A 14,271-nucleotide genomic window follows, 5' to 3' on the forward strand; every position below is an offset into this window, starting at 1 on the left:
AGGAGGACCTGAATGGTACACCAATATCAGTTAAACGGTTATAATATTGTGCTCGACAGCTGCTCCGGCAGCATTCATGTGGTGGACGAGGTGGCCTACGATATCATCGCCCTCTTCGAAACCCACACGCCGGAGGAGATTGTGGCCGCCATGCTGGAGAAGTACGGCGGCCGCTCTGATGTAACGAAGGAAGATGTGCGGGGCTGCATCCAGGACGTGCAGGCCCTAAAGGACGCCGGGAAGCTCTTCAGCCCGGACACCTTCGCCGGCATGGCGGGGACCTTTAAAGAGCGCTCTGGCGACGTGGTGAAGGCACTGTGCCTCCACGTGGCCCACACCTGCAACCTCAACTGCGGCTACTGCTTTGCCAGCCAGGGCAAGTACCACGGCGACCGGGCCCTGATGAGCTTTGAGGTGGGCAAGCAGGCCCTGGACTTCCTGATGGACCACTCCGGCACCCGCCGCAACCTGGAGGTGGACTTCTTCGGCGGGGAGCCGCTGATGAACTGGGACGTGGTCAAGCGCCTGGTGGAGTACGCCCGCAGCGTGGAAAAGGAGCGGGGCAAAAACTTCCGCTTCACCCTCACCACCAACGGCATGCTCATCGACGACGACGTGATTGACTTTGCCAACCGGGAGATGAGCAACGTGGTGCTCTCTTTGGACGGGCGCAAGGAAATCAACGACCGCACCCGGGTGGACTACGCGGGCAACGGAAGCTACGACCGCATTGTGCCCAAGTTCCAAAAGCTGGTGGCGGCCCGGGGCGGGAAGAACTACTACATGCGGGGTACTTTCACCCACGCCAACCCGGATTTCACCAAGGACCTGTTCCACATGGCGGACGACCTGGGCTTTACCGAGCTGAGCATGGAGCCGGTGGTGTGCGCCCCCGACGACCCCGCTGCCCTGACGCCGGAGGACATTGAGATTGTAAAGGAGCAGTATGAGATTCTGGCCAAGGACATGCTCCGCCGGGAGAAGGAGGGCCACCCCATCACCTTCTACCACTACATGCTGGATCTGACCGGCGGCCCCTGCGTGTACAAGCGCATCTCCGGCTGCGGCTCCGGCACGGAGTACATGGCCGTCACCCCCTGGGGCGACCTGTACCCCTGCCACCAGTTTGTGGGCGAGGAGGCCTACAAGCTGGGAGATGTGTGGAACGGCGTGACCAACACCGCCCTGCGGGAGGAGTTCCGCGCCTGCAACGCCTACGCCCGCCCCGACTGCGCCGGCTGCTGGGCCAAGCTGTACTGTTCCGGCGGCTGCGCGGCCAACGCCTACCACGCCACCGGCACCATTCGGGGCGTCTACGAGGCGGGCTGCGAGCTGTTCCGCAAGCGCATTGAGTGCGCCATTATGATGAAAGCCGCCCAGGAGGCCGGCCAATGAACACGCCGGTAGCGGACTTTGTCCAGCGCTACGCCAAGGCGGGCACGGCCCGGCTGCACATGCCCGGCCACAAGGGCCGCTGCTTTCTGGGCTGCGAGCCCTGGGACATCACGGAGATCCACGGGGCGGACGCCCTCTACGAGGCGGAGGGCATCCTGGCGGAGAGCGAACAAAATGCCGCCGCCCTGTTTGGCTCCCAGCGGACCTGCTACTCCACCGGGGGCTCCAGCCAGTGCATCCGGGCCATGCTGTACCTAGCGGTGGCGGCCAGCGGCTCCCACACCGTGGTGGCGGCGCGGAATGTCCACCGGGCCTTTGTCTCCGCCGCCGCTCTGCTGGATTTGGAAATCCGCTGGATTTGGCCGGAGGAAAGCCGCTCTTTGTGCGGGTGCCCCATCTCCCCCGCCCAGCTGGAAGAGGCGCTGGGAAGCCTGCCGGAGCCTCCGGCGGCGGTATACCTCACCAGCCCGGACTATTTGGGCGGTATGGCGGAAATACCCGCCTTAGCCCAGGTGTGCCACCAGCACGGCACCTTACTGCTGGTGGACAACGCCCATGGGGCCTATCTGCGGTTTTTGCAGCCCTCCCTCCACCCCCTGGATTTGGGCGCTGATTTGTGCTGCGACTCCGCCCACAAGACCCTGCCGGTGCTCACGGGAGGAGCGTATCTGCACCTCTCCCCTGCCGCCCCGGCGCGGCTGGCCGCCATGGCCAAATCCGCCCTGGGGCTGTTTGGCTCCACCAGCCCCTCTTACTTAACGCTGGCGTCCTTGGATTTGTGCAACCGGTACCTGGCGGAGGGGTATCCCCAGCGCCTGGCGGAAACTGTAGGCCGCCTGAAGGGGCTTCGGGAAAAGCTGGCCGCAGCGGGCTGGCAGGTGGAGTCCAGCGACCCCCTGCGGGTGACAGTGGCCGCCCCCAGCGAGGTGACCGGCCAGAAGCTGGCCCAGCGACTGCGGCGCCACGGCGTGGAGTGCGAGTACGCCGACCGGGACTTCCTGGTGCTGATGGCCACTCCGGAGAATACCCCGGAGGAATTGGCCCGGGCGGCCGCGGCCTTGGGCACATGTCCGGGCCAGCCAAAGCCTCTCCGGCTTCCGCTGGCCCGCGGGGAACAGGCTTGTTCCATCCGTCAGGCAGCCCTCTCCTTTCGTGAGACGGTGGCGGCGGCCGATTCCCTGGGCCGGATCTGCGGCCTGCCCACAGTGGGATGCCCACCCGCCATTCCCATTGCGGTCTCTGGAGAGCGGATCGCTCCAGAAGCCCTGGCACTGTTTGAATATTACGGAATTTCACAAGTGGAAGTGCTGGTGGAATAGCGGCACAGGCACGCGAACGCCCCCATGCTCCGCGGAATCTGTGCTTTTCCGATCCAAAATAAATCCGCTGCCAAGCGGGCCGAACCCCTCTGTGTTCGGCCCGCTTTTGTCATTGCCCCGGTCGCGCTTTAGTGGCCCTTCGCGGCGCAGAGCCCACAGGAAAAACGCCCCAAGCGCTTGGGGAAAGTCTGGGCATGGTTTCCCGCGCAGGGGCAGTGCGCTGCACTGGGATATCCAACCCTGCCCTCCTGCGGCTCCAATTGTGGAAGAGGGACTCCGCGCAAGCGGCCCGCTGCTGGAAAGCTATGTAAAATATTGGACTGAAGAATACACAAAATGCACGCTTGTTGCGGTAAAAGGAATGTGCTATACTTGGCACGATACGGGGGAGGACCTGGGCCGTCCCACGCCTCATCCCAACAAAACGATTGCATGAGCCAGGAGATGATATCCATGAAATTGGCACCGGAATGGCACGACCGGCTGCGGCACTGGACCGCCACCTTGGAGAAGGACTTCTACCGCCCCCTGGGGGAGATCTCCTTCGAAGGTTTCTGCACCTATGACCACATCACCCCGCAGGAAGCGCTGGAGCACAGCGGCTATGCCCCTGTTCCCGCGGGAACTGTGTGGGGGCACCAGTGGGAGTACATGTGGCTGAAGGGGGAGATCACCCTTCCCCCAGAGGCAGAAGGGCAAGTGATCGTGCTCAATTTAAACCCCGGCGGCGAGACCACCTTGTTTGTCAACGGGGCCTCCTTCGGCACCTACCGGGCCGGGTGGGTCTCTGTGCCCCATCACTTTATCGAGGACAACATCCTCACGGAGAACGGCAAGCCCGGCGAGACCTACCTGCTCCAGGCAGAGGCTTACGCGGGCCACTTCTACCCGGAAAGCACCGTGGCGGGCTGCTCCACCGGCCCCGTGATCCCCGGCACCTATACCGATCCTTTGGAGGGGAAACTGCGGGCCGCCATGGGTGAGAACACCTTTGGCATCTGGAACGAAGAAGCTTATCAGCTTTGGATGGACGTGGTCACCCTGACAGAGGTGATGTCCTGCCTGCCGGAGAGCAGCCTGCGGGCAGCCAAAATCGGCAGGGCGCTGGAAAAGTTCACCCTTACAGTGGACTTTGAGCAGTCCTTAGAGGGCCGCATTGCCAGCTACAAAAAGGGCCGCGAGGTTCTGAAAGAGGCCCTTTCCTGCGTCAACGGCAGCACAGCCCCCACTTTCTACGGCATCGGCAACGCCCATTTGGACGTGGCCTGGCTGTGGCCCTTGGAGGAGACCCAGCGGAAGGTCTCCCGCACCTTTGCGGCCCAGCTGCGGCTGATCGAAAAATACCCGGGTTACAAATTCCTGCAAAGCCAGCCCCAGACCTACGCCTATTGCCAGCAGTATTACCCCGAGCTGTTCGAGAGGATCAAGGCTGCCATCCAGCAGGGCGGCTGGATCGCCGAGGGCGGCATGTGGGTGGAACCGGACACCAACATGACCTCTGGCGAATCCTTGGTGCGCCAGCTGGTCCACGGCATGCGCTATTTCCGGGAGGAGCTGGGCGTCAACTGCGAGATCTTATGGCTGCCCGACACCTTTGGCTACACGGCGGCGCTGCCTCAGATCTTGAAGAACTGCGGCATCAAGTACCTGGTCACCCAGAAGATCTTCTGGAGCTACAACGGCGGCGAGCAGTTCCCCTATCATTACTTCACCTGGCGGGGCATGGATGGCAGCGAGATCGTTTCCTATCTGCCCACCAGCTACACCTACACCACCAACCCCAAGCAGCTCATCGACGTATGGGAAAACCGGGTGCAGAAGGACGGCCTGGACAAGTTCCTGCTGCCCTACGGCTACGGCGACGGGGGCGGCGGTCCCAGCCGGGATTACATTGAGTTCGCCCTGCGGGAAAAGAACCTGGAGGGCTGCCCCAAGGTGGAGATGGCCCATCCCAGCAAGATCTTTGAGGACCTGGAGGCCGAGGGCGGCCCCGAGAACACCTATGTGGGCGAGCTGTACTTCTCCTGCCACCGGGGCGTGTACACCAGCCAGGCCTCTGTGAAACGGGGCAACCGGAAGTCGGAGCTGGCCCTGCGGGAGGCGGAACTGTGGGGCGCTGTGGCCCAGCAGAGCGGCTTTGCCTTCCCCTATGAGGAGTGGGACGCCGATTGGAAAAAGGTGCTCCTCAATCAGTTCCATGACATCCTGCCCGGCTCCTGCATCGGGCCGGTGTACAAGAAGGCCAAGGAGCTCCACGACCAGGTCATCGCCTCGGGCGAGGGGATAGCCGCCTCCGCGGCGGGCTCCATCGCGGGCAGCGGCAACGAAGAGCTGGTGTTCAACTCCCTGTCCTGGGAACGGGATGCCGTGGTGAAAAAGGCCGATGGCAGCTATGCCCGGGTAAAGGTTCCGGCCTGCGGCTACGCCCCCGCTGCGGACAGCGGCCTGGCGCCGGAGGAAGCGGTCACTGTCTCCCTGGACGGGAACGGCGCTGTGCTGCAAAACAGCAAGGTCAAGGCCGTGTTTGACAACAACGGGGAGATGACCTCCTTTGTGCTGCTGGAAAGCGGCCGGGAGTTCGCCGCCGGGCCCATGAACCGCCTGCTTCTGTACAAGGATGTGCCCCGCGTATTCGACGCTTGGGATATCGACAGCAACTACGAGCAGCAGTTTGTGGAGAGCGGCCGCTGCACCGGCATTCGGGTGGCGGAGGAGAGCCCCTACCGCTGTGCCATTGAGATCCAGCGGGAGATCGGCAACTCCACCCTGACTCAGATCGTTTCCCTGGAGAGCGGCGCCATTCGGGTGGAGTTCGACACCACCGCCGGTTGGCACGAGCTGCACCGCCTGCTGAAGGTCAGCTTCCCGGTGGACGTCACCGCCACGGAGGCTGTCAACGAGATGCAGTTTGGGTATGTAAAACGGCCCACCCACCGCTCCCGCGCCTATGACAAGGACCGCTTCGAGGTCTGCAACCACCGCTACACCGCCCTCTGCGACGAGGGTCACGGCGCCGCGGTGCTCAACGACTGCAAGTATGGCGTGAGCATGCTGGAAAACGCCATCAACCTGACCCTGCTGCGGGCGGCGGCCTCTCCCGAGATGGCTGCCGACAACGGCACCCACCACTTCACATACGCCTTCACCGCCTGGGAGGGCAGCCTGCTGGAAAGCCCCGTGGTTCGGGAAGGCTATGAGCTGAATGTTTCTCCTGTAATCGTCACCGGCGCCCCCGGCCGGCGGAGCTTCTTCTCCCTGGAGGGCGGCGGGAATGTTGTCATCGACACGGTGAAGCCCGCCGAGGACCAGAGCGGCGATATCGTCCTCCGCCTGTACGAGAGCAAGCACGCCGACACCAGCTGCACCCTTCGCTGGGATCTGCCGGTGGAGTCCGCCTACCTGTGCAACATGCTGGAGGAAGCTGCCAGCGAAACGCCTCTTGCTGTGGAAGGCAGCGGCGTGTCCCTCCACTTCCGGCCCTTCGAGGTCAAGACCGTCCGGCTGCATCCGAAAAAATAAGGCATTGCAAATTTCATACTGTGGAAACGGGGAGGTCTTTCGGGGGCCTCCCCTTCTGCCAAGGCCCTCCCGCTTGCGGCTGGGGAAAAACGCGCTATACTACATTTTGGTTCAGCGAAAGCTCCTCCCAGCGCGAAATTCCGCGGTTTCCGGAGCGCGAAAGGGCATGGCTCGGGGCCCAACGGCCTTGAAAGCTGCCGGGCGGCCGGAAGAGGCGGAGAATGGATCGCTGTGCGATGCTTTCCAACACACAGGAATAAAAAGGCGCGGATACCGTGCAACGCAGCATGGAAAGGAAGCCTGCCGCCTGGATCAGCAGGCGCTCTCCCCATGGGGAGGGTGTGATGGCCCACGGGACACACCTTTTACCCGGACATAAAGGAGGGGTAAGATTATGCTTTGGATCTTATTCGCTTTTGGCTCCGCGTTCTTTGCGGGAATCACAGCGGTACTGGCGAAAATCGGCATTGAGCACATCAACTCCACTCTCGCCACCGCCGTCCGCACTGTGGTAGTTCTGGCCTTCTCCTGGCTGATGGTCTTCGTGGTGGGTTCTCAGAATACCATAGGGCAGATCACTGGAAAAACCCTGCTGTTTTTAATCCTGTCCGGCCTGTCCACCGGGGCCTCCTGGCTGTGCTACTTCAAAGCCTTGCAGCTGGGGGATGTAAACAAGGTGGCGCCCATTGACAAGTCCAGCACTGTGCTGACCATTCTGCTGGCCTTTCTCTTCCTGGGGGAGCCCATCTCCCTTCCCCAGATTTTGGGAGTGCTGGGAATTGGCATTGGAACCCTTTTGATGATTTCCAAAAAAGAAGTGGACCAGGAGAAGCCCCAAAGCAAAAGCTGGCTTCTGTTTGCCCTTCTCTCCGCGGTATTTGCCAGCCTGACCTCCATCTTTGGAAAGATGGGCGTGGAAAACGTGGAATCCAACCTGGGCACTGCCATCCGGACCATTGTGGTGCTGGCGATGGCCTGGGCCATGGTCTTCGTCACAGGGGAACAAAAGGATCTGGGGAAGATTGACCGGAAAAGCGCTTTCTTCCTGCTTCTGTCCGGCATCACCACAGGTCTATCCTGGCTTTGCTACTACCGAGCCCTCCAGGATGGGTTGGCCAGCGTAGTGGTCCCCATTGACAAGCTGAGCATCTTGGTGACCATCGTGTTCTCCGGCCTGGTGCTGAAAGAAAAGCTCAGCCGCAAGGCGGGGATGGGCTTGGTGCTCATTCTGGCCGGCACCGGAGCTATGCTGCTATAGAGGAACAAAAAAAGGATGTTCTCTAAAAAAGAGAGCATCCTTTTTTGCCGCCTTCTTTTCCTCTGCTCCCACAGGGGATTTCCTCCTGAGAGGCCGCCCTTCCGGCTGGCCGGCGGAAGGCGCGCTGTCTTTACACAGCCCTCTCACCGCGAGCTCCGCCCGTGAGGAGGCCCTTTCGCTTTGCACGCCGGACCCGGTTGATGTGCCGGGCAAAATCCCCCCCTGCAAGCAGCTCTGCCAGAACAAACTGTTCCAAAGCGGGGACTGTGCAGGAAAGGAACCCCACCTTTTCCTGAAAGTCTCTGTCCGAGATAAGTATTGGTGAATGAAAATATACACATACATAGGATAATTATCCCCTTTGACCTGAAAGGTATTTTAGACTAACAAATGTCGTAAATTTTCGTTCATGGAGTGAGACAAGTAGGGGCAAATATGCTATAATGCAGGTGTAATTGGAACATTTTGCTGTTTTTCCGTCTATATACAAAGACAAACTTGAATTTGGCGAGGTGAGTATACAACATGAAGATTCATAATGCACAGTATAAAATTGATGATAGCAGTATTTTGAACTACTATGAGGTTGGAACCGAAAAAAACAAATTATTACTGCTTCATGCCCAGGGAACAAACTCTTGTAGCTTCTATAGTGTTGTTACAAAACTCGCAAAGCACTATCATGTGTACCTGGTAGATTATTACGGACACGGAAAGAGTTCCCACAATCCAGAAAAATACAATCTGGTCAGTATCGGCAACGACATTATGGACTTTATTGAAAATGTGATTTTTGATTCTGTTGCCGTGTTGGGTCATTCATCGGGTGGGCTGATTGCAGCATACATTGCAGCACACTCTCCCAGATGCTCCAAACTAATATTGGAAGACCCTCCGTTCTTCTCAAGCTGGGGCGAAAGAAGATATAATACATACAATTACAAAGATTTATCCTCTGTCTGCCATAATTTCCTTTTACAGGATGTGGAAAAGGATTTCGTCTATTACTATTTCAAGAATCAGTATTGCTGGAATTTCTTTCCCGATGAATCCAGAGAAACTGTCAGAGAAAAACTGAGTGGTTTTGCATTGAAATACCGAACCAAACATCCCGACAAAAATCTGAAAGTTCTGTTTTGGCCTAAAAAGTTTTTAGAAGGCTTTAATGGCCTGCAATATTATGACCCTCATTTTGGAGAAGCCTTTTATAACGATTCGTTCAATGACACTGTTGATTACAATGACCTTCTTTCTAAAATCAAATGCAAAACTCTGTTTATGAAAGCAAAGACAACGATTGGTGAAAATGGTTTGTTGCAAGGCGCATTGTCTGATGAAGATTTGCAGAGAGTCAATGCCTTGATTGAAAATATGAAAATCCAGCAATTTGATTGTGGGCACGGTATTCATACAGAAAAGGCAAACCAGTTTGTGGAAGCAATAATTTCAATTTGACCAATTCCGATTTGTTGAACTGAATAGCATATATCCCATAGGAGCAAGGTTGAAATATACCTTGCTCCTTTTCGTTGGGAATTCATAAAAAATGAATAAAAAGGTCAGTTATACACACCAATACTTATCTAATACAGAGATTCCTGAAAAAGGGGGACCAACTCTCTGGGGAGGACCATATACCCCATCCGCAAGGAAGGGGAGATGGTTTTGGAGAAGGTGTTCAAATAGATCACTCGGCCGCCTTTGGAAAGGGAAAACATGGTCTCCTCCGGTTTGCTGGAAACGGAAAATTCCGATTCAAAGTCATCCTCCACCAGGACGCGCCCGCCCCCCGCCGCCCAGCGCAGGTATTCATGCCGCTTTGAGGCGGTGGCGGTGACCCCTGTGGGATAACTGCGGTAAGGAGATATGTGCAGCACACTGGCCTTTGTCTCCGCCAGGGCCCGGGAATCAATCCCATCCGGACCCAGGGGCAGCAGTTCACAGGCCGCCCCTGCCCAGCGATACACCTGCTCGATCTTTTCATAAGAGGGGGACTCCAACGCGAACAGACGGTTTCTCCCCAGCATTCCCACGATCAGGCTGTACAGGTACTCTGCCCCTGAACCAATGACCACCTGGTCCAGTTCCGCCTCAATGCCCCGGTTGCAGGCCAGGTAGCGCCGCAGGGCCTCTCGAAGCTCTAAGCACCCCGCATTGGGGGATTTTTCCAAAATGCGTTCTCCGTACGTGCTGAGCACCCGACGGGTGGTTTTTGCCAGCACAGAAAAGGGAAAGGGCGGCAGCCCGGACGGATCGCTGGGGACCGCCGCAGGTCGGATGGGAAGGGCTGCGGGGGCCGCAAACCCGTCATCCGGGCGGAAGGTTACATAAAATCCGCTGCGCTCCCGAGATTCAATATAGCCCTCCTCCGCCAAAAGGGCGTAGGCGTGCTCCACGGTAACCGTGCTCACGCCGCTGTTGGCCGCCATATTCCGTTTGGAGGGCAGCTTCTCCCCATAGCGGTAGGCCTGGTTGACAATCTCCTCCCGCAGCCGGCTGTACAGCCGCAGATAGGCGGGGCTCAAGGCGGAAAACTCTGTGGAATGGTTCATCTGGTAATATAAAATTCTCCTTCTTTGATTATTTTGATAGATCCAGTTCTATTGTATACTGGTTCCACGCAAAATACAAGGAGGAATGCAACTATGGCGGAAAACCGGTACGAGTTGAATAAAAACCTGGCCCAAATGCTAAAAGGCGGGGTGATTATGGATGTCACCACCCCCGAACAGGCAAAAATCGCGGAAGCCGCAGGCGCCTGCGCCGTGATGGCTTTAGAGCGCATCCCTGCGGATATCCGGGCGGCGGGGGGCGTCTCCCGCATGAGCGACCCCAAAATGATCCGGGGGATTCAAGAAGCGGTGTCCATCCCTGTAATGGCCAAATGCCGCATTGGCCATTTCGCTGAGGCCCAGATCCTCCAGGCCATTGCCATCGACTTTATTGACGAATCGGAGGTTCTCTCCCCTGCGGATGACACCTACCACATTGATAAACGGCAGTTCCAGGTGCCCTTTGTGTGCGGCGCGCGAGACTTGGGGGAAGCCCTTCGGAGGATCAATGAAGGGGCCGCCATGATCCGAACCAAGGGAGAGCCCGGCACCGGAGACATTGTGCAGGCCGTCCGCCATATGCGGTTGATGCAAGCAGAGATCCGGCGCATTACCTCTTTGGCGGAAGAGGAACTGTTCGAGGCGGCCAAGCAGCTGCAGGTTCCCTATGATTTGGTTGCCTATGTCCACCAGCACGGCAAACTTCCCGTGGTCAACTTTGCCGCGGGAGGGGTGGCCACGCCGGCCGATGCCGCCTTGATGATGCAGCTGGGCGCGGAAGGCGTGTTCGTGGGCTCGGGCATTTTCAAATCTGGAAACCCGGAAAAACGGGCCGCCGCCATTGTGCAGGCAGTCACCAATTTTCAGGACGCCAAGCTGCTGGCAGAGCTCTCTGAGGACCTGGGCGAAGCGATGGTGGGGATCAACGAGCAGGAGATCCAGCTGCTGATGGCCGAGAGGGGGAAATAAGCCGTGCGCATTGCTGTACTGGCCCTGCAAGGAGCTTTTCTGGAACATGAGGCAATGCTGAGCCGGCTGGGGATCTCCTGGATAGAAATTCGGAAACAGGAAGACCTCCACCGGACCTTCGACGGCCTGATCCTTCCTGGCGGAGAGAGCACCGTGCAGGGAAGGCTGTTGAAGGAGCTGGGGCTTTTTCAGCCCCTGCAGTCCGCTATCCAGGCGGGCCTTCCTGTGTTTGGCACCTGCGCGGGGCTTCTGCTGCTGGCAAAGCACCTGCAGAATGACGCCCGCACGCACCTTGCCACCATGGACCTTACGGCGGTGCGCAACGCCTACGGCCGCCAGCTGGGCAGCTTTTCCACACGGGGGGAATTTGCAGGCCTGGGAAAAATTCCCATGACCTTTATCCGGGCCCCCTACATTGCCAAAGCCGCTTCTGGGGTAGAGCCCCTGGCCGTGGTGGATGGGCGCCTGGTGGCTGCCCGCCAGGGCAACCAGCTGGCAACCGCCTTTCACCCAGAGCTGACGGGGGACACTTCGGTGCACCAGATGTTTGCGCAGATGGTTTCCCAAGGGCATATCCAGTAGAGTCCTGTTAAAAAAAGCCTGCGGATGCAAGATCCGCAGGCTTTTTCTCTTTCCAGCTCAGGCCTTTACAAAGCCCTTCTTTCCCATTTTGGGGTTTAAGCGGATGCGCACCACTTCCCCCTTTCGGGCGTAGGTCTCATAGTTGGTCTCATCGCCGTTGCGGCGGAAGTCCACCACCCACTGATTCTGCTCATCGAAATGCCCCTCCTCCACCGTGAGGAAGTTCAACTGGTTGGACTGGCGGCAGGCCAGCCAGAACCTGGGCATCTCCTCTTCCGGGTCCGGCCGCGCTACAAAGTCCAGGGCCACGTTGTCGCCGGTGAGATAGAACTCGTACTCTCCGGTCTGTACCAGGATACCTCTGCCCCGGGGCAGGGTCTCCCGCGTATCCGGGATGCGGCGGCGTATATCGAAGTGGGCCACAATGCGGAAGCCCTCCGTCAGGATCAGCTGCTGGTCCATAAACTCCTCCTGGAGGATGGCGTGGATATGCCCTGTGCCGTGGTACTGGAGGAGCAGAGGGGCCATGTTCCGCACCATTTGGAAGGAGACGGCGGTATCCACTACATCTTCCCGCAGGCTGCCAGTTTCATCCAGGGCGCTCTCCGCGCCGAAGCAGCACACGCCCACCGCTTCGTACTGGGCGGCGGCCCGAATGACGTTCAGCGCCGCAGAGGGGCCCGCGAAGCTGCTCTCCGGAATAAAGAGGGCGTTGTCCTCCCGGGAGTAAGCCTGGCAGAAATGGGTGTAATAATCCCGGCAGGGCATGTAGATATCCGGGCACAGCAGGTCAATGGAGGGAGCCGCTTTCTTCCAGATATCCAGCACCCGCACGGTGGGGCCGCCGGAGTTGTAGGCCATGCCCGCCTCGCTGTAGGGATGGCCCAACATGGCGTTGACATACATGGGGATGTTGTAGACCTGCTTGCCCGCCGCGGCGATCTCCCCGATATAGCGGGCCTGGTGCCAGGCGGTGAAGGCCTCATTGGCGTGGCGGCCAAAGCGGCCCCGCCAGCTGTTGTCCCGCATCGAGGCGCCGCTGTCCGGGATCTCCACGCCCTCCAGTTCTGGGGGAACCCCGTTCTCAAAGTCCCGCTGGGCCGCTTGGGAGTAATCCCGGTCCGTGCCGCCCAAGCCCGCTTCGTTTTCCACCTGCACCGCCAGCACGGTTCCGCAGTCCCCGTCCTCTTCCTTGATGCACTTCATCAGCTCTACAAACGTCTTTTGATCCGCCCGGAGAGTGGCCTGGCAATGGGGGCTTAACGAGGGCACCGGCAGGCCGTCGGGCTCCACTGCCAAGCGGTAGGTGTCCGGGTCCAGCTTAATGTATTCCGGCGCATAGTTGGGGTGGCCGTTCTTATTGGTGGCAAACCAGAGGATGACCAGGTGCAGCCCTGCTTTGCGCACTGTATGGATCAGTTCCCGCACATGGGAGGTATCGTACACATTCTGCTGGGGCTCCAGCAAATACCAGTAGACAGGGGCCTCCAGCACATTGCCGTGAAACTCCTTGGCCACCTGGATGGCATCTTGCAGCATTCCAGTGCCCGTGGAAGAGTTGTGGCACTGCACGCCTGTCACCAGCAGAGGCCGGCCCTGCTTAAGGAAGTAAAGGGTTTCCTTGCGGTCATAGTGGATGTTGTAGAGCTGGCTTTCCAGCTCGTGGAGCTTCTCCGCCAGCATGTTCCGGTTAAAGCTCTGCACATACCGCAGAAATGGGGCACAATAGCTCTCCAGCAGGGCAGAATCCAACGCCAGCGGAAAGTATCTGACCGAAGGAGCTGCTCATATCCCACCACATGCTGCTTCTGCTCTGTAAAGAATTTGCGGGAAAGCAGCAGGTGCGCGTCTTCATAGGAGAGATGGATCTCCCCCAGGGTGGAAACCTTCCGGCCATAGGCCAGGAACACATGGTCCAGCGCCGTGGGAAGGGAATTGGCCGCCTGCTCTGCACACTGCTCCAAAAGCTCATGGAAACGGCGTATGACGCCCTCTCCCTTGAGGAGCACCCCTTGGGCCTGCTCCAGCTCGATCAGGTCGAACAGGTGGTTCTCCTGGTTGTTAACCCGCAGAAACCTTTCAAAGGAAAAGCCCATATCCTTCTGCTGGGAGACATACCGCTCATACAACACCACCTGGTATTCCACCGCGGCGGTGTTCATGTCCACCAGGTCCAGCAGCGCCACGTTGCCCGGCTTTAGGAACAGGTCCCGCAGGATGGTCTCACGGGCCCGCTGGTAGTAATTGGTGGCCGCCGCCCGCTTTTTGGATTCCTCCGCAATCTCCTCCTTCAGCTGGAGGAGAAGCTGCTCCAGTTCTTTTTCATCAATGGGCTTTGTCAGGTAAAACTTCACCCCCAGGCGGATGGCCTCCTGGGCATATTTAAAATCGGAATACCCACTGAGGATAATAACCTTCCCAGAAAACCCCTGCTCTTGGGCCCGCCGGGCCACCTCAAGCCCATTGCATTTTGGCATGCTGATATCCAGCAGCACCACATCGGGCCTGCGGGCGGCCAGAAACGAAACAGCCTCTTCCCCGTTTGCCGCCTCTCCGGCAATCTGATAGCCCAGGGCCTCCCAATCCACAATGTTGCGCAGCCCCTGGCGTATTTTCTTTTCATCATCCGCAATTAAAATCTGAAGCATTCTCCCCCCTAGCAGGATCAAATTATACA

The 14,271-nt window shown here is 58.6% G+C and carries 10 protein-coding genes; 7 read left to right on the forward strand and 3 right to left on the reverse strand.

Annotated elements, in window-relative coordinates:
• Positions 1–12 precede the first annotated feature (12 nt).
• The 5 genes from scfB (at position 13) to ODJ80_RS08650 (ending at position 8,946) form a co-directional block, all read left to right on the forward strand.
• Positions 13–1,395, forward strand: a complete 1,383-nt coding sequence (gene scfB, locus ODJ80_RS08630; protein ID WP_263041765.1) for a thioether cross-link-forming SCIFF peptide maturase — start codon at positions 13–15, stop codon at positions 1,393–1,395.
• The gene (locus tag ODJ80_RS08635) at positions 1,392–2,714 is read left to right on the forward strand and encodes an aminotransferase class I/II-fold pyridoxal phosphate-dependent enzyme (RefSeq protein WP_263041766.1); all 1,323 of its coding nucleotides are present in this window, start codon (positions 1,392–1,394) and stop codon (positions 2,712–2,714) included. The genes scfB and ODJ80_RS08635 overlap by 4 nt, the downstream gene beginning before the upstream one ends.
• A 453-nt stretch (positions 2,715–3,167) precedes the next feature.
• A complete protein-coding gene (locus ODJ80_RS08640) occupies positions 3,168–6,233 on the forward strand; it encodes an alpha-mannosidase (RefSeq protein ID WP_263041767.1) in 3,066 nt (1,021 codons plus the stop codon).
• A gap of 394 nt (positions 6,234–6,627) precedes the next feature.
• A complete protein-coding gene (locus ODJ80_RS08645) occupies positions 6,628–7,491 on the forward strand; it encodes an EamA family transporter (RefSeq protein WP_263041768.1) in 864 nt (287 codons plus the stop codon).
• Between the two features lie 525 nt (positions 7,492–8,016).
• Complete coding sequence (locus ODJ80_RS08650) at positions 8,017–8,946, forward strand: alpha/beta hydrolase (RefSeq protein WP_193500183.1); 930 nt, start codon at positions 8,017–8,019, stop codon at positions 8,944–8,946.
• A gap of 128 nt (positions 8,947–9,074) precedes the next feature.
• Here the strand turns inward: ODJ80_RS08650 and ODJ80_RS08655 are convergent, their stop codons facing one another.
• The gene (locus tag ODJ80_RS08655; RefSeq protein ID WP_263041769.1) at positions 9,075–10,043 is read right to left on the reverse strand and encodes an aminotransferase-like domain-containing protein; all 969 of its coding nucleotides are present in this window, start codon (positions 10,041–10,043) and stop codon (positions 9,075–9,077) included.
• A 93-nt stretch (positions 10,044–10,136) separates the two neighbouring features.
• Between ODJ80_RS08655 and pdxS the strand changes: the two genes are divergently transcribed.
• Together pdxS and pdxT are read left to right on the forward strand one after the other, a co-directional pair.
• Positions 10,137–11,012 carry a pyridoxal 5'-phosphate synthase lyase subunit PdxS gene (gene pdxS / locus ODJ80_RS08660; protein ID WP_263041770.1) on the forward strand — a complete coding sequence of 292 codons (876 nt, stop codon included), beginning with the start codon at positions 10,137–10,139 and terminating at the stop codon, positions 11,010–11,012.
• 3 nt (positions 11,013–11,015) lie between these two features.
• Positions 11,016–11,594: a pyridoxal 5'-phosphate synthase glutaminase subunit PdxT gene (pdxT, locus tag ODJ80_RS08665; protein WP_263041771.1), complete on the forward strand. Its 579-nt coding sequence runs from the start codon at positions 11,016–11,018 to the stop codon at positions 11,592–11,594.
• A 57-nt stretch (positions 11,595–11,651) separates the two neighbouring features.
• On the opposite strand, the gene ODJ80_RS08670 is transcribed toward pdxT, so the two are convergent.
• On the reverse strand, positions 11,652–13,277 hold the full coding sequence (locus ODJ80_RS08670; protein ID WP_263041772.1) for a DUF5597 domain-containing protein: 1,626 nt from the start codon (positions 13,275–13,277) through the stop codon (positions 11,652–11,654).
• Positions 13,172–14,242, reverse strand: a complete 1,071-nt coding sequence (locus ODJ80_RS08675; protein ID WP_263041773.1) for a response regulator — start codon at positions 14,240–14,242, stop codon at positions 13,172–13,174. Before ODJ80_RS08675 ends, ODJ80_RS08670 begins: the two co-directional genes overlap by 106 nt.
• Positions 14,243–14,271: the final 29 nt, after the last annotated feature.

Origin of the sequence: Acutalibacter sp. LFL-21 (assembly GCF_025630755.1) — a bacterium.
GTDB lineage: Bacteria > Bacillota > Clostridia > Oscillospirales > Acutalibacteraceae > Acutalibacter > Acutalibacter stercoravium.

What these genes read in the sequence shown, in the direction of transcription:
- scfB (WP_263041765.1), top strand. Translation starts at nt 13, where the DNA reads ATGGTACACCAATATCAGTTAAACGGTTATAATATTGTGCTCGACAGC.
- ODJ80_RS08635 (WP_263041766.1), top strand. Translation starts at nt 1,392, where the DNA reads ATGAACACGCCGGTAGCGGACTTTGTCCAGCGCTACGCCAAGGCGGGC.
- ODJ80_RS08640 (WP_263041767.1), top strand. Translation starts at nt 3,168, where the DNA reads ATGAAATTGGCACCGGAATGGCACGACCGGCTGCGGCACTGGACCGCC.
- ODJ80_RS08645 (WP_263041768.1), top strand. Translation starts at nt 6,628, where the DNA reads ATGCTTTGGATCTTATTCGCTTTTGGCTCCGCGTTCTTTGCGGGAATC.
- ODJ80_RS08650 (WP_193500183.1), top strand. Translation starts at nt 8,017, where the DNA reads ATGAAGATTCATAATGCACAGTATAAAATTGATGATAGCAGTATTTTG.
- ODJ80_RS08655 (WP_263041769.1), bottom strand. Translation starts at nt 10,043, where the DNA reads ATGAACCATTCCACAGAGTTTTCCGCCTTGAGCCCCGCCTATCTGCGG.
- pdxS (WP_263041770.1), top strand. Translation starts at nt 10,137, where the DNA reads ATGGCGGAAAACCGGTACGAGTTGAATAAAAACCTGGCCCAAATGCTA.
- ODJ80_RS08670 (WP_263041772.1), bottom strand. Translation starts at nt 13,277, where the DNA reads ATGCTGGCGGAGAAGCTCCACGAGCTGGAAAGCCAGCTCTACAACATC.
- ODJ80_RS08675 (WP_263041773.1), bottom strand. Translation starts at nt 14,242, where the DNA reads ATGCTTCAGATTTTAATTGCGGATGATGAAAAGAAAATACGCCAGGGG.